The sequence below is a fragment of the Saccharopolyspora phatthalungensis genome (assembly GCF_014203395.1).
GTDB lineage: Bacteria > Actinomycetota > Actinomycetes > Mycobacteriales > Pseudonocardiaceae > Saccharopolyspora > Saccharopolyspora phatthalungensis.
Genome location: NZ_JACHIW010000002.1, coordinates 315,864 through 333,239, shown reverse-complemented (window position 1 = coordinate 333,239; position 17,376 = coordinate 315,864). Strand labels below are relative to the sequence as shown.

Sequence of the window (17,376 nt, the reverse complement as noted above, 5' to 3'; positions counted from 1 at the left end):
CTCGCGCTCCGTCACCCCGTTTACGGAGACGAGCCACGGCCCGCGGATCGAGCCGATGCCACGGTGCACGAAAAGGTCCGTTACCGGTCCTCACTGCCGTTGGAGCCGAGGACTTCCGTCACGAGGCGACGTGCGTACGCGTCGTCGATCCCGATCGGACGGAAGAGGATGCGGTACATGATGGGCGCAACGACACCGTCGATGACCATCTCCACCTTGGGTGTCGCCTCTCCACGGTCGGCGGCGCGGGCGAGGACGACATTGATCTGCTCGGCGGCGTAGGCCGAACACTGTCCTGCGTTGCGGCCGTCCGGATCGCCGAGTAGTGCGTCACGGATGTATGCGCGGCCCGCGGGCGAGGCCATCTCGTCGAGGAAGAGTCCGGCCCAGGCCGTCAGGTCAGCAGTCAAGGAGCCGTGGTCCTCCGGAGGTGTCTCGGGGCGCAGCCGTTCGACGGCCACGTCCGACAGCAGCTCCTGTAGGTCGCCCCACCGTCGGTAGATCGTCGACGGCGTGACTCCGGCCCGGGCCGCGACCAGGGGCACGGTCAGGGCCTCCCGGCCCGATTCCGCCATCAGGTCGCGTACGGCTCGGTGAACCGATTCCTGGACCCGGGCACTGCGCCCGCCCGGGCGTACCATCGGCTTTCGACTCATGGCATCACCTTAAAGCGAAGCGATTGCATCAAAGGCACGCAGGCCGGGCTCGACCTGGTCGACCGAGGGTGTGAGTTCGACAGTGGACATGGTTGTCCCTTCATGGCAGGGCTGGATGAGGGCAAACCTTGTCGGCCGGAGCACCATGAACCGACACCCTAAAGCTAGCCGTTTGCTTTAGTGGCGGATAGGGGCTACGGTACCTTAAAGCAAGAACGTTGCTTTTAGTGTAGGAGTCACATGCCCTGCGCCTCCCTGGGCGCCCAGGCCCCTTCCCGGCGTCACAGAATCCGCACCCCCGCCATCCGCGCACTTCAGGATGGGCCGGGCCGCCTCGGTGCTCGTCACCCACCTGGCCGCATCCAGCACGCCCACTCCGCTGTACCCGCTCTACAAGGAACCAACGACCATGCGTACTTCCTCGAATACTGCTGTCGACCACCCCTTCCTCGCCACGCCCTCCTGGACCGTCGGCGGGCTCACCGTCCATCGCATCGACGAGGTGCTCCTGCCCCCGGCGACCGGTCGTTGGCTGCTGCCCGACGCCACCGCGGAAGTGGTGGACCGGGCGGAGTGGCTGCGCCCCGATTTCGCGGGCCCGGACGGCATCCTGCACCTGCACAGCCACAGTTTCGCCTTCGAGAAGGACGGGATGCGGGTGCTGGTCGACACCGGCATCGGCAACGGCAAGACGCGGGCGAACCCGGCCTGGCACAACCTCAGCACCGGCTACCTGCACAACCTGAGCGCGGCGGGATTCGCCCCGGAGGCCGTCGATCTGGTCTTGCTCACCCACCTGCACACCGACCACGTCGGATGGAACACCCACCAGGTGGACGGGGCATGGGTGCCCACCTTCCGCAACGCCCGGTACCTCACCTCCCGCACCGAGCGGGAGTTCTGGGCCAGCTACGGCATGGACGAGCCGCGCCGGCACATGTTCAACGACTCCGTGGTCCCAGTGGAGGAGGCAGGTCTGCTCGACCTGGTCGAGATTCCCACTGAAGGCATCGAGATCGCCTCGGGGCTGCGACTGCTCCCCACGCCCGGGCACACACCCGGCCACCTCGCCATCCACCTGACCAGCCAGGGCGAGACAGCGCTGATCACCGGCGACTGCGTCCACCACCCCATCCAGTTCGCCCACCCCGGCATCGGCTCGTGCGTCGACATCGACCCCGCACAGTCCCAGGTCACCCGACGCCGGATGCTGGCCTCGCTCGCCGACACCGACACCCTCGTCCTGGGCACCCACTTCCCGCCGCCTACCGCCGGCCGCGTGGTCTCACACGGGGACAGTTACCGAATGGTCCCCGTTTCCTCCGCCTGACAGTCTCCATGTCCCAGGCTGCACAATGCGGGGCGGTGGGCGGGAGTCTGCGAGCACTTTGTCCAGGTCGAGGCGGACGGCTCGCGCATAGATCGCCTCGGGCGCGCAACCCACCGCGCTGTCCGGGTTGCGTTGGGGGAACGGCGTTTTCGCGCGGAAACGCCAAACCTGCGGCCCGGCCAACGTTCCCGGCACGGCACTAGCCCAGCCAGGCGTCCTCGCCGACGACGAAGATCACGGCCAGGCTTTTCAAGCCGGTCCTTCGCCCGTCCCCGCTCACCTGCGGCGCATGGTGGCCACGACGCTGACGATGTTGGCGGTGACGATGGCCGCGATGCTCAGCCACTCGCCTGCCTGCAATTCCTGGCCGAGGAAGACCAGTCCCACGGTGGCCGCCAGGACCGGGTTGATGCTCATGAAGATGCCGAAGAAGTGGGCCGGAACCCGGCGCAGCGCCAGCATGTCGAGCAGGAACGGAATCGCCGAGGCGAGGATGCCTGCCGCCGCCGCGCATCCCAGCGCGGCCGGGGTCGGCGGATGCTGGAGCAGCACCACAATGCCGATCGGGACGAACAGAAGACCCGACAGCCCGGCTGCTGCCGCCGTGCCCTCGACACCAGGCAGCCGACGACCCACCGAGCGGTTGAGCAGGATGTAGCACGCCCAGCACATCGCGGCCAGCAGACCCAGGCCGATGCCGAGATAATCCGTCGTCGGCTGCGGCCGGGTCAACGCGACCACGCCCGCGGCGGCGATAACCGCGCAGCCCAGGTCCACCGCGCGGCGAGAGCGGGCCAGCGCGACTGCCAACGGGCCGAGGAACTCCAGCGTCACCGCCAGGCCAAGACCGATGCGGTCGATCGCGCTGTATAGCGACAAATTCATCGTCGCGAACACCGCCGCCAGCAGCAGGACCGGCCACCACTGCTGCCAGGTGAATGAGCGAACCCGCGGCCTGCCGACCGCCAGCAGCGTGACTGCGGCCATCCACTGCCGCACCGCCACCACACCTGCCGGTCCGATCACCGGGAACGCCAAGGAACCGACGGCGGCACCGACCTGGTTGGACAGCCCGCTGCCCACCATCATCGCGATGCCCGCGTAGCGCCCACCGTTGTCCGCAGCGGAAACCGGATCGGCTGCGGCCTGCCGCGCATGCGCTGTTGTCTGCATGCACCCGAGCCTGGGGCGCGGCAGCGTTTTCGCAAAATGCATCCGACGGAGCAGCTATACGATTTGGTTATGGCCGCGCGATATCGAGCCACCGGGCCGCCCCAGCGTGAGTCTCACCGCCATCGCCGCGGTATATCGGCGTTGAGCCGACCAGTGTCGCGAGTGGACGGTGCGAGCCCGCACCCACCCCGGCACGCGGGAACCACTCGGGATGTGTTCGACTGGATCCGCAGGTGCGCGACCGACATGCTTGCCATAAGGCCGTATTCGGCCGGACCGGGCTCAAGGCAGACCTCGGCCGCTGCGTGGCGGGAGGACCGCGTGATGGTGAACCTGACGTTGCTGGGGGTCGGCGCGATGAACTCGCCGCGCTACCGCCCCGCCGGGCTGGCGGTGCGGTGGAGCGGGCATCGGGTGATCATCGACGGCGGGGGCACGGCGCCGGAGGGCGAGCACGTCGATGCTTGGCTGGTCTGCGATGAACGCGCCGAGCTCATGCCCTCGATCCGGCGTCGCAGCGCAGCCCTGGGAGTGCCCGCCGGGGCCGTCGAGTACCAGGCCGGCGGAGTACGGCTGCGACCGCTCCCCGTCGAGCACACCGCGCACCCGACCTACGGATACGTGATCGACCACCACGGCCACCGCGCGGTGTGGGCGCCGGAGTTCTGGACCTTCCCGGACTGGGCCCGCGACGCTGAGCTGATGTTCGCCGACGCGGCCGGCTGGGACCGGCCGATCCGCTTCGCCGGCGGCGTCGGCGGGCACGCTGCCACCGTGCAGACCGCGAACAGCGCCGCCCGGGCCGGCATCGCACGGCTCGTCTTCGCACACATCGGACGCCCCTCGATCCGCGCGATCGACCGCGGCGAGCTCCCGCCATTCGGCGAGTGGGGAGCAGAAGGCAGGACCTATCGGTTGCGCTGAGCACCCTGGCCACCGTCAGGTCAGCTCGTCGAGCACGAATCGTGCCCGCTGCTCGACTGTGGTTCGTGGCAGGTGCACGAGCTCATAGCCGTAATCGGTGTAGGCGGCGGCCATGTGCTCGTAGGTGCGTTCCGCTTCGTACAGGGACTGCTTGCGTTCGCCGTCCTGCCGGTAGATCTCCGGCCAGAACGGGGCGAGCAGGACCCGGTTGCGATACCGGAACCGCTGCGCGGCGGTGTGCACGTGTTCGGGCACCGGCAGGTCGTTGAGTCGCAGGTAGCCGACGATGTCGGGCAGAGCGCGATCGAAGATCACCGGGCTGCTCTGTCGGCGGGCCTGGTGGTAGGAACGCAGGTCCCAGCTCAGCATCAGCTCCGCGAACAGCACACGGTCGGCCCAGGGCAGCGCGCGGCCGCCGATGGCGAGCTGATCGGTGATCACACCGCGGCCGGCTTCCGGTGACCGGGCGAGTCCGGTGGCGGCGAGCCGGTCGACCAGGGCCGTTTTGCCCGCACCGGGACCACCGGTGATCACCACGAAACACTCCGGCGATGACATCTCTGCAACCTCCACGGTTCGACAAGGACAACGAGGGGAGTGCGGTGATTGTTTTCGCCAGATGCGGCGGGCTCGATGCGCCGTCACAGGTACGAGGTCAGCAGGCTGTCCACCGAGAACATCAGGTCGGTGCGACCGGCGAAGAGCGTGTGCAGGCGGCGGGCGTGATCGCGCATCGCGGTGTCGAAGTCGGCTTCGCCGCTCAGCAGCCAGGCCACGCCGGCTAGGAGCTCGGTGAGATCGGCCTCGATGCGCGCCGAGGACATGCTGGGCGAGCGCGGACCCTCGTCATCGACGGGATCCGGGGTGTTGCCCAGCAGGACGTAGCACGGGAAGCGGTCCGGGTCCGGCAGCACCGAGTAGAACGGTACTCCGGGGTTGAAGTAGTACTCCGCCCAGTCGTTGCCGGCCAGCGACAGCCAGGGCGTGCCGACGGCCAGCGCGGCGAAGGCGAACCCGGTGTGCGGCGAGAGCAACAGGTCGCAGCGCTGCATCGCGGCCAGCTGCCGGTCCAGCGGCACATCCAGTGCCCAGGCGGCGTTCGGGACGGTCTCCGCCAGCGCGTCGAACTCCGCTCGGGTGAACCCGGTGCTGGTGCGGCCGTCGTCGGTGAGTTTGCCGGTCAAGCACACCCGCACCTCGGGCCAGCGCTCGACGACGGCGCCGAGGATCCGCTGCCAGGAGCTCAGCGATGGGTAGCGCCAGCGTTCGGCGCTGCCGCCGGGCAGGATGGCGATGGTCGGGGCGGCATGCTGCGGCAGCAGCTCGGCCGCCCAGTCGCGTGCGGGGTCCGGCAGGTTCAGCCGCAGCGAATTGTGCGACCGGTAAGACGGCCGGGGCGCCCCGATCTGGGTGTGCCCGCCGGTGGTGCGGAAATGCTCGGCGGCCAGTTCGTAGTAGCGCCGCAGGCCGGGGAAGATGTCGTGTTGCCACTTCTGGTGGCCGCGCGGGTCGTCGACGACCCAGTCCCACTCGGCCGGGACGTGCGCGAGCGCCTCGGCGGTCGGTGGCCCGAACACGTCGATGTCCACTGTGTACACCTCGTCGATCGCGTCGCACCAGGCGGCCAGGTCGACCGCCGTGGCGGAGTTGAGCACCACGCCGATGCGGCGGTCCGGGTTCGCGCGGCGATAACCGAGGCAGTACTGCACTGCTTCCACGGCATGCCCGACGGGATGGCAGTAGACGAAGTTCACCAGCACCGATTCACGCCCCATGCCCCGACTCTACGAACGCGGGCCAGTGGTTTTCCGCTGCGGCTACAGGCCGCCGGCCACGCGCCCACCGTCCCGTCGGTGGGGGCCGAGGTGGGCTGAGGGGCGCGGCGGCATCGCGGAACTTTTGGGCGGAACTGAGCGGGGACGATGCGATTCGGCGCGACTTCGCTGGGTTTGTGGTATTCGGGAGGGTTTCGTACGGCGTATACGGCACACTGCACGGTGTGGCGGAGGACGGCGAGATCCATAACCAGAGCACCGGCTATGTTGCCGGGCATTCCGTTCAGGCCGGTGCCGTACATGGCGATATCCTGTTGTTACCGCAAAGATCCGCCCTGCTGGGAGCCGGGGAGGCACAAACCAAGGTGGTCCAGGATCTCGCCACCGAAGTGCGGACACTCAGCGCACAAGAGATGCGGCACTGGGGGATCACCAGTGCGGACGCGCTCTCAGTGCGCTGGCACACCGCATCCGAGGACCTGCTCGATCACTGGGAGAAGATCCACGGAGTAACCGGTCGTGATGATCGGATGTCGTTGGCGGGGCATTTCACGGTTATCCGGGACACCTACCAGGCCATCCACTCAAAACGTCTGGTAATCCTCGGGAAAGCCGGCGCGGGTAAGACCGTGCTGGCACACCGCCTCATCATTGACCTGCTTCAAGACACCAAGGTGCCCGGTCCGGTACCGGTGCTGTTCAGCCTTAGCGCCTGGAGCCCCGCCTCGACCGGGCTGCAACCCTGGCTGGTCCGGCAACTCCTGCGCGACTTCCCCTTCCTCGAAGCCCGGGACCCGGCCACCAGGAAAAGAATGGCCGAGGCGCTCGTCGACAGCGAAATGATCCTTCCCGTCCTCGACGGCTTCGACGAAATCCCCGCCCGGCATCACCCCGATGCGATCAGCGAGATCAGTGACGTCGACTGGCCACTTGTCGTCACCAGCCGATCCGGTGAATACACCCGGGCCGCCCATGAGGTCAACGCGGTCGGGCGTGCCGCGGCCATCGAGGTCCAAGACCTCTCCGTTGAGGAAGCTCACCGGTTTTTACGCCTCGGCACCACCAAATCCCGGAGCCCGGAATGGGACACGGTTTTCAACCATCTGCGCACTGCGCCCGGCGACACCGCGAGTCAGAACCTCACTCCGGTGCTGACGACGCCCTTGATGGTCATGCTGGCCCACACCATCCATAACGGCACCCCGGCACGCCACCCCGACGAACTCCTCGATACCCGGCGTTTTCCCACCGACACAGACATCGAGGAATACCTGCTCGGCCGCTACCTGGACACCGTCTACCGCGACCGCGACACCAACTCACGCGGAAAACGACAACCGGACTGGGCCCCTGACCGGGTCCGGCACTGGCTCGGCTACCTCGCCGACCACCTCGGACAACGCAACACCCACGACCTCACCTGGTGGCAACTTTCCACCACCCTGCGCCGCAGCACCCGCATCCTCACCACCATGGGCGCGGTCGGGCTCGTAGGTGGGCTCGCCGGCGTGCTCATGGTCGGGTTGCTGTCGGCAGTGGGTGGATTCGTCGGCACGCTTGCCATCGGGAGTTCGCGCGCGCTGGCTCTCGGGCTCGCGGCCGGGCCCGCTATCGGGCTCGCGGCCGGGCTCGCTACCGGGCTGGTCAACGAAGTGAGACTCCGGCACAGACACACCGCCGTAGAACCAGAACGGCTACGGCTGCGCATTCGGAGAAACACCGAGCGAGCTCGACATTTCCCGGGGACCAGGAAGCTTCTGTCCGGGTTCAATGCCGGATTCGCGTTCGGGTTCGCGATCGGGCTTGTGGGCGGGGTACTCGACTTTGTGTCCGGGCTCGTGGGCGGATTCGCAGTCGGGCTCGTAGTCGCGCCCGCGACCGGGCTCGCTGTCGGTCTCGTGAATGTCGTCTTGGTAGTACTGGGCGACAGCCATGATCCTCGAGAAGCAGTCAGCCCGTGGCAACTTTTAAGGACCGACCGCACCGTCACACTCATCCGTGCGATCCTGGCTGGGTCCACGGTCGGACTCTCGGTCGGACTCGTGGACGGTTTCCTGAGCACTACGGTATTCGGACTCGTGGCCGGGTTCGCGGTCGGACTCATGGTCACGCAGGCCTTCTTATTGCGGTCAACGTGGGGAACCTGGCTGCTATTCGGTCGCGTGTGGCTCCCGCTTACCGGTCGCCTGCCGTGGCGTGTGAAACGCTTCCTCGAAGACGCCTACGACCGAGGCGTCCTGCGCCAGGCCGGTTCGCTTTACCAATTCCGCCACGCTCGACTCCGGGATCACCTCGCCCGGCATTACCGCACCAAACGCTGAGCGCGTCGTCCTGACTCCTGCGGTGCGCTTCCGGCGAGCTCGGCCAGCCGCCGGGAATCGGCCAGGCGGTCGTGGTGGACGCGGCCGTGCCCGGCGGCGGTCATCGGGAAGACGGGCTGGCCGCGGTGTCACCACCGGTGCCTTCCGCAGGCCATCACGCCGACCTGTCCGAGGCGGCACCAGCGGTGCTGGCGAGCACGTCGTCGACCCACTGGACGAACTCCAGCGGAGCCCGTCGAAGTGGTCGCTCACGCGCTGCTGCATGGCGCGTACGTCGTGGCCGGGCGGGAAGTCCCGGTCGGTGAGCTTGTCGCAGCCGCACGCGCAGGGCCGCTGCACGAACTGCTGCTCCTCGGGCAGCGTGCAATAAGCGACCGGGTTCTGTGACCCGGTGTCGACCGGGTCGGGCTTGCCGAGGTAGGCGTCCCGGGGCTTGAGGAACATCGATGCCGGATCGTGCGCTAAGCCTTAACGCTGCTGGTCAGTGAGCAGATGAGGATGGCGCCGCCGAGATTCGCTGTGATCTGCAACACGCCGATGGGCGGCGTCCCTTGTCAGGCGTTGTTCAGCCGGTCCGCGTAGATCCGGTACGCCTTGCGGTCGGCCGGGGATGCGCCTTCGCCTCCCAGCGCCGCCGCAGCGGCGAGCAGCGCCTGGTGTACGTCCGGTAGCGCGGTGACGTGCAGGCTTGTAGCCCTGACCGCGGCGGACTTCGCGACCCTGCCGCAGGGCGTGGCGTTCGACGTCGTCCAGGTCGTCGTGTTCGGCAGGTGGCGAGCGATCTTGCCGGGGATCTCGATGCGCACCGGCTGCGGCTCGTCAGCGGTGGCCGCGGGCCGCTCGGGGCGGTCGGGCATCAGGTCGGCCACGGCGGTGCGGATGGCGACCCGGCTGACCTGGTGTTCGCGGGCCAGTGCGGCGATGCTGGCGCCGTCGCGGAACGCCTGCCGCACCTCCTCCAAGACACCGAGCTGGGCCAGGCGCGGCCGGCGTCCGGACTTCGCCCCTTGCGCCCACGCGGCGGCCAGGCCATCACGGGCGAGTTCGTTCTGCAGGTCGCGCTGGAACTGGCCGACCGAGACCAGGACGTTGACCAGCATGGTGGTGGTCGCGTCAGTGGCGGCTAGGTCCACGATGCCCGACAGCGCGCCGGACAGCACGCGCAGCTTCACCCCATGCGCGCGGCACCAGTCCCGCACCGCCAGGATGTCGGCCAGGTCGCGGCACAGCCGGTACAGCTCGGAGACGGATCGCATTGGATCAGGGCGGCGGTTTTCCCATGATCCGCCCGGCCGGACGAACTCTCGACCATCTGTCGTCAAAGGGTCATTTGACGACAGAAACGGATCGCTCTAGTCGGCCTAGTGCTGCGGGAATTGTCGAGGATGTCGGCGGCGGTGTTGGCGGCCGCGCGGCGCTGCTGTGGGGGTCATGCGGGCGCATTCGTCCAACATCGCAGTGTTGGCGCCATCGATCCCAGCGCGGGCAAGGCGCCGGAATTCCGCCGCGGCGGGGCCGGCGGGCAGCATCGACCGACACAGCCAGCTGGTGCTCGTCGTCGGTGAGTACGCGGCTGCCTCGCAGCCGCAGCGGGGGTTCGTTGACCCAGAAAGCGCGGCGTCCCCATGCTTCCCGTTCCGGGTTGACGAACGCCAGGACTGGGACCTCGTCGGTGCCGTGCAGAAGCAGTACTCCGTTGAGCCCGTGCAACACAGCCCGGGCATCGCGGTCGGGGCCCAGGAAGAGGGGTTGCTGCCCTCGTCTTGCACACCGGCAGGTGCGGGCCCTCGATACTTCACGCTCGGCGCGTGTGCCGGGGTGGGGTGTCGAGTGCGGCCAGGTGCTGCCGGGTGGTGGTGAGGTCGCGTTCGAGTTGGGCGATGCGGCAGGCGGCGGTGAGGATGGTCAGGTCGCTGTCGAGGAGTTCGCGCACGCGGGCGGCGAGGGTGAGTTCGGTGCGGCTGTAGCGGCGGTGCCCGCCGGTGGAGCGGTCGGGGGTCAGCAGCCCGGCGGCGTCCAGGCTGCGCAGGAAGTCGGGGGTGACGCCGAGCATGTCGGCGGCCCGGCCCATGGTGTAGGCGGGGTAGTCGGCGTCGTCGAACGCTGTGCGCGCACGCTCCGGTGAGGGGGAGTCGACCATGATCCGTAGGCGCCTTTCGTCGTGGGAAACGCCGGGCCCGGACACGTGTCTGGCTTGTGTCCGGGCCCGGGCCGGAAGATGTGGCGCCCGCTGGTCGTCATTCAGCCGGGGCGCCTTCGATGACCTTGCGGCCCCCGCCGTGGCCGACCTCGATGCGGCGGGGCTTGGCCTGCTCGGCCACGGGCAGAGTCACGGTGAGCACCCCGTCGGTGTAGTCGGCGGTGATGTGGTCCAGATCCAGGCCATCGCCCAGCGACAGCTGCCGGGAGAAGGCGCCCCGCGGGCGTTCGGCCGCCAGGTAGCGGACCGCGGCGTCACCCTCGCCGCCAGTGCGGTCGGGGCGCTGGGCGCGCACGGTCAGGGTGTTGTTTTCCGCGTGGACCTCCAGCGACTGCGGGTCGATGCCCGGTAGGTCGAACTCGACGACGTAGTTCTCCCCGGACCGGTAGGCGTCCATGGCCATGGTCTGCGGCATCCGGCTGCTGCCGAACACCTCGGTGGCCAACCGGTTGAGATCCCGGAAGAACGGATCCAACGCCATCGTCATCGCTGCCCACTCCTTCGTTGTCGGTTCCGCCCGACCGCGCAAGTGGGTCGGGTCTTGTGGAAGGGGGTGTGGCGGCCCTGCCGCCACACCGGAGCCAAAGGGAGGGAGAACTGACGATGCGCCGTCACCTCCTTTTCGCAGCTCAAGCGCTTCACAACTAACCACTGCACGACCTATTCTGGAACCACTGAACCAACTTTTCAAGAGCAGCCACCATCACCTCTCTGGGCTAAGAGGCGCGGGTACGAGAGCTTGTGGAAGGTGGTGAACGGTGATGGCGGTGTTGCACGCGGTGTACCGCAGTGACTGGGAACACGGGTGCCGGTGGCGGGGCTGGCTGCCCGCGCAGGGCATCGCCCTGGGAGCCGACACCCTGGGGCAGGCCCAGCGGCTGATGAGCGCTGCCGTCGCGCGCAACGGGCAACGCGAGCAGTGGGTCGAGCACACCGAGCACCTGGCCGGGGATGGCCTGTGGGTGCGCCAGGCCCTCGACGAGCGAGTGCTGGAACGGGAACACGCCACCCGGGTACTCATGGAGGCACTGGACGATCAACGGCTACGTGCCCGGCTCGCCGCGCTCCCGGACTGCCTGCTGGGCGGGGTGGTGGTATGCGTCTGCGTGCCCGGCGACACCCTGGAGTGGATCCTCGGCCAGCACGACGGCCAGGGCGCGCTGGTGGCGGCCGCCGCGGTAACCAACCACCAGGTGTGGTGGAACGCCCTAACCGGCGCCACCCACACCGGCCACCTCTACCTTCCCGTCGCGGGCAGCCTCGCCGAGCTGGACCTGACCGATCCCGACGCCACCGTGGACGACTGGATCACTACCACCGACTGCGGACGCGTGGTCACTCGCTCTCCGACCAGCGGGGCACTAATTGCCTGATCAGGGGCATCGTGGTGCCGCCCGAACCCACTTGAATGCGGGCGGCACCACAGGCCGCTTCTAGTCGTTCTCGTCTTCGTCCGGGCCCCGACGGGTCGCGCAGTGGGCGTAGCCCGCCGGCGAGTTCCGGGGTGAGGAAGGAGTAGCGGCCGAGCATGTTGGTGTGGTGGCGCACAAAGGGTGAGAGGCGGGCGGTGTCCTCGTCGCGGACTTCGTAGCCACCGGCGCCAGTTCCGCCGCACCCGGTCCAGGTCGATGCGGCCTCGGGCGGCGGTGGCGAATGGGCCGTAGTCCGCCTTGGTGTCGATGCGCCACAGTTTCTGATCCGGCAGATCGGCCAGCTGCGGGGCGTAGGTGAACCCGGCCAGGGTGAGCAGACCGAAGACGATGTCGGATTACGAGGCGGTGTCGGTCACGATCACCTGTGGTTTCTGTCCGCCGTCGCGGTCGTAGAGCACGTCCAGGACGTGCAGGGAGTCGCGCGGGGTGCCCGTGACGACTTTCCCGGCGAGCCCGGCGGCCTGGTCGTTGAGCATGTTCAGCCACGTCGCGCCCCGGTGTTGGCCCCAGTAGTGCGGGTTGTGGCGGGCGTTGATCGTCTGCACCGGCACGACGAACCGCATCCCGTCCACGCTGGCCACATGCCCACCACCCCAGACCTGGGCCAGGCCATTGCGGGCCTGTTCGTCGATCAGGGCGGCGTTAGCGGCCTTGATCGTGTCCATCCGCAGATAGGTCGCATCCACGTGCGCGACCGGTTCCTGGTCAGTGCCGGGACGCTGTGCTTGATGACCGGGGTCCAGCCGATGTTGCACGCCTCTGACACCAGCAGTGCGGCGATGGTGATGTGCAGGTCGGCCAGGCGGGCTTCGCCGCCGGTGACCGGGGTGAACGCCTGGTCGGCGCAGGCGGCCGTGTTCGTCGAAGCGGACCGCGGTGTTGTCGCCGAGCCCGGCGGTGACCTCGCGGAAGGTGGCGTCCGGCAGCTCCGCGCGTTCGTCCGGGTGATCGTCGGGGTCGGGTGGCAGGTTCAGGCTGGCCAGCACCACCGGCTTCGCCGTGATCCATGCCTTGCCTGCCAGCAGTTTCGCGCGGGGGTCGCCCCACTTGCTGGAGTTGACCGCGAAGATGTCCCGGCGCCGCAAACAGCGGTGGAACTGTTCCAGCACGCAGAAGGTGTAGGCGCGCCAGTCCACCGTGCCCGGCTTCCAGCTCAGGGGTGTGCAGCACGAGTCGCCGCCAGGAGCCGATGAGCAGCTGTTCGTCGATCTCCGAGCGGTCGACCTTGTTGCGTCCGCCGCCCCACAACGTCGGCAGATCCCGCAACGCCGCCAGCACCCGCTGCCCGTCCGGAGCGGCGCCGAAGCGGATCACCTCGCACTGCCCTACAGCAGGGGCAGCTGGGCCGGGCGGACGCGCCGGGCGGGGGCTTCGGATTGGATAATCGCCTCGCCGAGAGGATTCAGGAACGGCGAACTCGTCCGGTCCTGTTGGGTTCCGCGGATCGTTCGGCGGGTCGCCCGGGTGAGGTAGAGGTGGTCTTGAGCCCGGGTCATGCCGACGAAGAACAGCCGGCGCTCCTCGGCCACTTCCGCCACGGTGGGCTCGGTGCCCGGCCAGCGCAGCGGAAGCAGGCCGTCCTCGCAGCCGATGAGAAAGACCACCGGGAACTCCAGGCCCTTGGCGGCGTGCAGGGTCAGCAAGGAGATGGCCTCGGCGCGCGGGTCCAGCGTGTCGACCTCGGCGCCAAGCAGCACCTCGCGGCAGAACCGCGGCACATCCTGGCCGCACCGCTGCGCCAGCGGGCCGAGCAGCTCCACCGCGGTGTGGATGTCGGGCCGGGTGTCTTCGGGCACGGTGTCGGCAACGGCCTTGGCCGCCAGGCGCAGCTGATCGGCTACCGGGCCGGTGCGGGCGGCGACGTGCAGCATCTCGCGCACCAGGAGGTCAACGCCGGGGCGCGCGGAAAGCCGGTCGTGCGAGCGTTTCTGCACCGGCAGGCCGCAGCGGGTCAACTCATCGAGGATCGCGTGCGACTGCGCGTCGGTGCGGTACAGCACTGCGATGTCGTTGAAGCCGACGCCGCCGGGTCCGTCGCCGAGGACGCGGCCGCTGTCGAGGGAATGAAACGAGGCGCCGCCGAGCAGCTGGTCGATCGTGCGCGCCACGAAGGCCGCCTCCGTGCGTTCATCACCGGCCTGGTGGACCACGATGGGGTGGGCTTGGCGGTTCGAGGCCGGGTGCAGCCGGCGGTCGGGGACCAGTGTGGACGGTGTGATGGCGCGGATCGCGCCGTCGAGGATGTGGACGCCGCTGCGGTAGTTGCGGGTCAGCGCCAGCACCGGCGCGCTCGGGTAGTCCTGCTCGAAGCGCAGGAAGAATCCGACGTCGGCACCGCGGAAGGAGTAGATCGCCTGGTCGGGGTCGCCGATGGCGGTGAGGTTGGCCCCGGCCGGGGCGAGCAGCCGCAGCAGCCGGTACTGGAGCTCGTCGACGTCCTGGTATTCGTCGACGGTGATCCACCGGTAGCGGCGCCGGTATTCCTCGCCGATTGCGGGATGGTCGGTGAGCAGCTGCACCGCCAGCACGACGAGGTCGTCGAAGTCGACCAGGTTCTGCTGGCGCAATTCCGCCAGGTACGCCGCCAGCGCCGCCTCGGTTTCCGGGTCGCCGTCGCCGCCCCGGCGCACGGGCGAGAGCTGTGCCTGCACCCGCCGCGCGGTGCGTTCGTCGCCGGTGATCGCGGTGAGGATCTCGTGCTGGCGGGCGGAATCGGCCAGGCCGAAATCGGCGCCGAGGCCGAGCTGCACGTGGTGTTCCCGCAGGATCCGCAGGCCGAATGAGTGGAAGGTGGCCACGGTCATCTGCTGCGCGTCCGGGCCGATCAGGGCTTGCAGGCGTTCGGTCATCTCCTCGGCGGCCCGGCGGGTGAAGGTGATCGCCAGGCACTGGCTGGCGGGGACATCGCGCTCCAGCACCAGGTGCGCCAGCCGGTGGGTGACGGTGCGGGTCTTGCCGGTGCCCGGGCCGGCCACGATCAGCAGCGGCCCGCCCGGGACTTCGGCCGCCGCGCGCTGGTCGGGATCCAGACCGCCCAGCACGCCTGGCCCGGTATCTGGGAGGGCGGCCGGTCGCGGTTCGGGTTCCGGCAGCGGCGGGGGGACGGGTGCGGCCACGGGTTCTGGTTGCGGTTGCGGGGTGAACAGCGCGTCGTCGAACAATGCGGGCGCATTGCCGGTGCGCAGCCGGGTGAGCTCGGCCGGGTCGAAAACGCGGATGGTGCCGTATTCACCGTCGTAGCCGGGATCGCGCAGCACGTGGCCGTGCCGCAGCCGCTCGATCGCCTCGGCCACCGGGGCGTGGCTGCGCCGCAGCTCGTCGATCGGCACGTCCTGGAGGATCGCCAGCTCCGGGCCGTGGGCGGCGGTGAGGTCGCTGATCTGGCCGAAGACCTTCTTGCTCTTGGGCCCCACACCGAGGATCTCGCCCACGATCTCCGGCAGCGGGATCAGGTTGTGGAAGTCGGCCGCACCGTCGGGGCGGATGCCCGTGGGCCGGTCGGCGAGCGCTTCGACGCGGTGCAGCACGCCGACGGTCAGGGGCTTGCCGCAGCCGGGGCACAGTCCACTGTGGGCGCGGGTGTCGCCCGGTTCGAAGCGCACCTGGCACTTGCGGTGTCCGTCGAGGTGGTATTTGCCTTCCTCGGGGAAGAACTCCACGGTGCCGGCGAAACCCTCGCCGGTCTCCAGCGCCCGTTTGACCGCGAAGTAGTCCAGGTCGGTGTCGAAGACGCTGGCCTCCCGGCCCAGCATCGGCGGCGAATGCGCATCGGAGTGGCTGACCAGCGTGTATCTGTCGAGCCCGGAGATCCGCCAGTTCATCTCCGGGTCGCTGGAGAGCCCGGTCTCCAGCGCGAAGATGTGCCCGGCCAGATCCCGGTAGCAGTCTTCCACCGCGTCGAACCCGGCCTTGGAGCCCAGCACCGCGAACCACGGGGTCCAGATGTGCGCGGGCACCAGGTAGGCGCCGTCGCCGGATTCCAGGGTGATCTCCAGCAGGTCCCGGGAGTCCAGGCCCAGGATCGGGCGGCCGTCGGAGCCGAGGTTGCCGATGCGGCCCAGCCGCCGGTTGAACTCCTCGGCGGCGGCGAAATCCGGCATGTAGCAGAGGTGGTGGACCTTGCGGGTGCGCTCGCCGTACTTGTAGATGGTGGAGATCTCCACGGACAGCATGAACCGCACCTGCCCGCCGCAGGTGGCCGGCAGGCTGCGGGTGAGGTCAGTGTCGAGGTCGCCACGCAGCCGGAACAGGCCGGGCTCGGCGGGTTCGAGCACCTCGCGCAGGTGCTCGAACCAGGCGGGGTGGGTGAAATCGCCGGTCCCGACCAGCGTGATGCCCTTGCGGCGCGCCCACCAGGTCAGGTGCTCGATGTCGCAGTCTTTGCTGCACGCGCGGGAATACTTCGAGTGGATGTGCAGATCGGCGTAGAAGCGCACCCGGCGATCTTGCCAAAAGATCATCGGCCGCCCTGCCCCGGGGGCCGGGCGGCGGCGATCGGGAGTGTGTCCGGTTGCGTGGTCAGCGTGCCCGAGTTGGTCTCATACAGCCCGGTGTTCGCGGGTAGTGCCTGGTAGGTGCGGGTCCTGGATCTGGATGATGGCGCGCCGTTGGTCTCACCAGTGCCGGGGGTGGGTGAGCGTGGGCGGCAGTGTGGTGCCGGTGTTGCCCTGGGCGGCGTTGATCTGGTCCTGGGTGAGGAAGATGCTGCCGGTGAGGTCGGCGTCGCGCAGATCCGTGTCGCGGAAGTCCACTCCGATCAGATCGGCCGAGCGCAGGTCGGCCGCGATCAGACAGGCCCCGCGGAGGTTGGCGCCCCACAGGTCGGCTCCACGCAGGTCTGCCCGATGAGATCGGCTCCCCGGTGGTTTCTCTTGCGGCCCGCGACCGTGGCCCGCACCAGTTCGCTGGTGCGCAGAAGTAGTTCGTTGATGGTGTGGCGCAGTGCGGCGACATCAACGCCGGCGAGTGTGTCGGCGCTGCCGCGGGTCAGGTCTTCGGTGTCGCGCAGCGCCTTACGCAGATCATCGTGGACGGGCCGGGCCGCCGCTAGGGTCAGTGCTTCGTTGAGGTACCAGAGCAGTTCGTGGAGCTGGCGCATGACGGGGAACACCGCGAACATCTGCATTGCGGTGTGCGGGTCCTGGCGCCAGTCCTTGCCGCCGTAGGTGAGCTGGGAGACCTTCTGCCCGGCGCCGAAGCAGTCGAAGACGGTGCAGCCGCGAAAGCCTCGCTCGCGCAGCTGTGCGTGGATGCCGCAGCGGAAGTCGGCCAGCAGGTTGGTGCACGGCCATCCGGCGTCCTCTGTCGACCGCGAAATCGGCCGAGGCGGCGAAGGGTAGTGCGACGCAGCATAACCCGAAGCAGTTCGCGCAGTCGGCGTGCAGACTGCCGTCGGTGTGCGGGTCTTGGTGCTGGTCGGACAATGTGAGCGATCTCCTACCGCGAGGTGCTCTTGCCCGTATTCTCCCTGATCGGCAGCGGTGGGCCTGGGTCAGTCCCTTGGCGGGCCACCGTGGTGACCCCATCGGACAGTCGTGCCCCGAGGTTGTGCATCATGTGGCGGG

General features: G+C 68.8%; 13 protein-coding genes and 3 pseudogenes. 5 read left to right on the top strand and 11 right to left on the bottom strand.

Going from position 1 to position 17,376, the window contains the following annotated elements; translation table 11 throughout:
* Positions 1 to 80: 80 nt before the first annotated feature.
* Entirely contained in the window at positions 81 to 656 is a 576-nt protein-coding gene (locus tag BJ970_RS28465; protein WP_184729970.1) for a TetR/AcrR family transcriptional regulator, read from the bottom strand.
* 319 nt (positions 657 to 975) lie between these two features.
* Here BJ970_RS28465 and BJ970_RS28460 point away from each other — a divergent pair, with 319 nt between their 5' ends.
* On the top strand, positions 976 to 1,986 hold the full coding sequence (locus BJ970_RS28460; protein WP_312864512.1) for an MBL fold metallo-hydrolase: 1,011 nt from the start codon (positions 976 to 978) through the stop codon (positions 1,984 to 1,986).
* A 276-nt stretch (positions 1,987 to 2,262) separates the two neighbouring features.
* Here BJ970_RS28460 and BJ970_RS28455 read toward each other — a convergent pair whose 3' ends face one another.
* Positions 2,263 to 3,159 carry an EamA family transporter gene (locus BJ970_RS28455; protein WP_184729969.1) on the bottom strand — a complete coding sequence of 299 codons (897 nt, stop codon included), beginning with the start codon at positions 3,157 to 3,159 and terminating at the stop codon, positions 2,263 to 2,265.
* A 324-nt stretch (positions 3,160 to 3,483) separates the two neighbouring features.
* On the opposite strand from BJ970_RS28455, the gene BJ970_RS28450 reads away from it, so the two are divergent.
* On the top strand, positions 3,484 to 4,083 hold the full coding sequence (locus BJ970_RS28450) for an MBL fold metallo-hydrolase (protein WP_221468442.1): 600 nt from the start codon (positions 3,484 to 3,486) through the stop codon (positions 4,081 to 4,083).
* 15 nt (positions 4,084 to 4,098) lie between these two features.
* Here the strand turns inward: BJ970_RS28450 and BJ970_RS28445 are convergent, their stop codons facing one another.
* Both BJ970_RS28445 and BJ970_RS28440 read right to left on the bottom strand, forming a co-directional pair.
* Positions 4,099 to 4,641 (bottom strand): AAA family ATPase, encoded by a 543-nt coding sequence (locus BJ970_RS28445; protein WP_184729968.1) that lies wholly within the window; start codon positions 4,639 to 4,641, stop codon positions 4,099 to 4,101.
* 83 nt (positions 4,642 to 4,724) lie between these two features.
* Positions 4,725 to 5,858 carry a glycosyltransferase family 9 protein gene (locus tag BJ970_RS28440; protein ID WP_184729967.1) on the bottom strand — a complete coding sequence of 378 codons (1,134 nt, stop codon included), beginning with the start codon at positions 5,856 to 5,858 and terminating at the stop codon, positions 4,725 to 4,727.
* 224 nt (positions 5,859 to 6,082) lie between these two features.
* Between BJ970_RS28440 and BJ970_RS28435 the strand changes: the two genes are divergently transcribed.
* Both BJ970_RS28435 and BJ970_RS28430 read left to right on the top strand, forming a co-directional pair.
* Positions 6,083 to 8,179, top strand: coding sequence for an NACHT domain-containing protein (locus BJ970_RS28435; RefSeq protein ID WP_184729966.1), 2,097 nt, complete (start codon positions 6,083 to 6,085; stop codon positions 8,177 to 8,179).
* Positions 8,180 to 8,419: 240 nt separating this feature from the next.
* Entirely contained in the window at positions 8,420 to 8,566 is a 147-nt protein-coding gene (locus tag BJ970_RS28430) for a hypothetical protein (protein ID WP_184729965.1), read from the top strand.
* 167 nt (positions 8,567 to 8,733) lie between these two features.
* Here BJ970_RS28430 and BJ970_RS28425 read toward each other — a convergent pair whose 3' ends face one another.
* The 3 genes from BJ970_RS28425 to BJ970_RS28415 form a co-directional block, all read right to left on the bottom strand.
* Positions 8,734 to 9,435 (bottom strand): recombinase family protein, encoded by a 702-nt coding sequence (locus BJ970_RS28425; protein WP_184729964.1) that lies wholly within the window; start codon positions 9,433 to 9,435, stop codon positions 8,734 to 8,736.
* Positions 9,436 to 9,974: 539 nt separating this feature from the next.
* Positions 9,975 to 10,319, bottom strand: a complete 345-nt coding sequence (locus BJ970_RS28420) for a helix-turn-helix domain-containing protein (RefSeq protein ID WP_184729962.1) — start codon at positions 10,317 to 10,319, stop codon at positions 9,975 to 9,977.
* Between the two features lie 97 nt (positions 10,320 to 10,416).
* Positions 10,417 to 10,866: an Hsp20/alpha crystallin family protein gene (locus BJ970_RS28415; RefSeq protein ID WP_184729960.1), complete on the bottom strand. Its 450-nt coding sequence runs from the start codon at positions 10,864 to 10,866 to the stop codon at positions 10,417 to 10,419.
* A gap of 274 nt (positions 10,867 to 11,140) precedes the next feature.
* Between BJ970_RS28415 and BJ970_RS38280 the strand changes: the two genes are divergently transcribed.
* Positions 11,141 to 11,752 (top strand): hypothetical protein, encoded by a 612-nt coding sequence (locus BJ970_RS38280; RefSeq protein ID WP_246471874.1) that lies wholly within the window; start codon positions 11,141 to 11,143, stop codon positions 11,750 to 11,752.
* A 224-nt stretch (positions 11,753 to 11,976) separates the two neighbouring features.
* Here the strand turns inward: BJ970_RS38280 and BJ970_RS40370 are convergent.
* The 4 genes and pseudogenes from BJ970_RS40370 to BJ970_RS28395 form a co-directional block, all read right to left on the bottom strand.
* Positions 11,977 to 12,798: pseudogene (locus BJ970_RS40370) on the bottom strand (Tn3 family transposase); the annotation flags it as partial.
* Between the two features lie 339 nt (positions 12,799 to 13,137).
* On the bottom strand, positions 13,138 to 14,928 hold the full coding sequence (locus tag BJ970_RS40210) for an ATP-dependent helicase (protein ID WP_512700302.1): 1,791 nt from the start codon (positions 14,926 to 14,928) through the stop codon (positions 13,138 to 13,140).
* A gap of 156 nt (positions 14,929 to 15,084) precedes the next feature.
* A pseudogene (locus BJ970_RS40430) lies at positions 15,085 to 15,564 on the bottom strand (UvrD-helicase domain-containing protein); the annotation flags it as partial.
* An 861-nt stretch (positions 15,565 to 16,425) separates the two neighbouring features.
* Positions 16,426 to 17,235: pseudogene (locus BJ970_RS28395) on the bottom strand (pentapeptide repeat-containing protein).
* Positions 17,236 to 17,376 lie beyond the last annotated feature (141 nt).

Bases quoted from the DNA above. Each gene is read 5' to 3' on its own strand.
- BJ970_RS28465 (WP_184729970.1), bottom strand. From the start codon at position 656: ATGAGTCGAAAGCCGATGGTACGCCCGGGCGGGCGCAGTGCCCGGGTC.
- BJ970_RS28460 (WP_312864512.1), top strand. From the start codon at position 976: ATGGGCCGGGCCGCCTCGGTGCTCGTCACCCACCTGGCCGCATCCAGC.
- BJ970_RS28455 (WP_184729969.1), bottom strand. From the start codon at position 3,159: ATGCAGACAACAGCGCATGCGCGGCAGGCCGCAGCCGATCCGGTTTCC.
- BJ970_RS28450 (WP_221468442.1), top strand. From the start codon at position 3,484: ATGGTGAACCTGACGTTGCTGGGGGTCGGCGCGATGAACTCGCCGCGC.
- BJ970_RS28445 (WP_184729968.1), bottom strand. From the start codon at position 4,641: ATGTCATCGCCGGAGTGTTTCGTGGTGATCACCGGTGGTCCCGGTGCG.
- BJ970_RS28440 (WP_184729967.1), bottom strand. From the start codon at position 5,858: ATGGGGCGTGAATCGGTGCTGGTGAACTTCGTCTACTGCCATCCCGTC.
- BJ970_RS28425 (WP_184729964.1), bottom strand. From the start codon at position 9,435: ATGCGATCCGTCTCCGAGCTGTACCGGCTGTGCCGCGACCTGGCCGAC.
- BJ970_RS28420 (WP_184729962.1), bottom strand. From the start codon at position 10,319: ATGGTCGACTCCCCCTCACCGGAGCGTGCGCGCACAGCGTTCGACGAC.
- BJ970_RS28415 (WP_184729960.1), bottom strand. From the start codon at position 10,866: ATGACGATGGCGTTGGATCCGTTCTTCCGGGATCTCAACCGGTTGGCC.
- BJ970_RS38280 (WP_246471874.1), top strand. From the start codon at position 11,141: ATGGCGGTGTTGCACGCGGTGTACCGCAGTGACTGGGAACACGGGTGC.